Source organism: Alcanivorax sp. HI0083, from assembly GCF_001635175.1.
On record NZ_LWFX01000597.1, the window covers coordinates 1 to 413 of the forward strand.

Consider the following 413-nt stretch of genomic DNA (forward strand, 5'->3'; position numbering starts at 1 on the left):
TCTATTGCGGTAAACCGTTTCCCGAAAACGTGCTCACCCGTGACCATATCGTGCCCACTTCGCGCGGGGGAAAAGACCGTTGGCTGAATGTGGTATCGGCGTGTCGGCGCTGTAACCAGCGCAAGGGTAGCCATCGGCTTGACGAAATCGAGATGGAATTACTGGCGTTGCCCTATGTGCCTAATATGGCGGAGTATCTGGCGCTGATTAACAGCCACCGTATCCGTGGCGATCAAATGGAGTTCCTGCGCAGCCAGTTTGGTAAAGAAAGCCGGTTGTTGTAAAACGGAATGTAAAAAAATGCAGGCGCTGCTGCGTTTTTATTTACAACTCGCCGCTTCGCTCACCATATTTCACATTGCCTTGATGCGAATTCAGATACACTGAAATATCGCTCGCACCTTATTGTTCAG

General features: G+C 50.4%; 1 protein-coding gene. It reads left to right on the top strand.

The window, feature by feature from the left end; genetic code table 11:
• Positions 1-284 (top strand): HNH endonuclease (locus tag A3754_RS06055; RefSeq protein ID WP_197468499.1); only part of this gene is annotated, 284 nt, incomplete at its 5' end.
• Between the last annotated feature and the right edge of the window lie 129 nt (positions 285-413).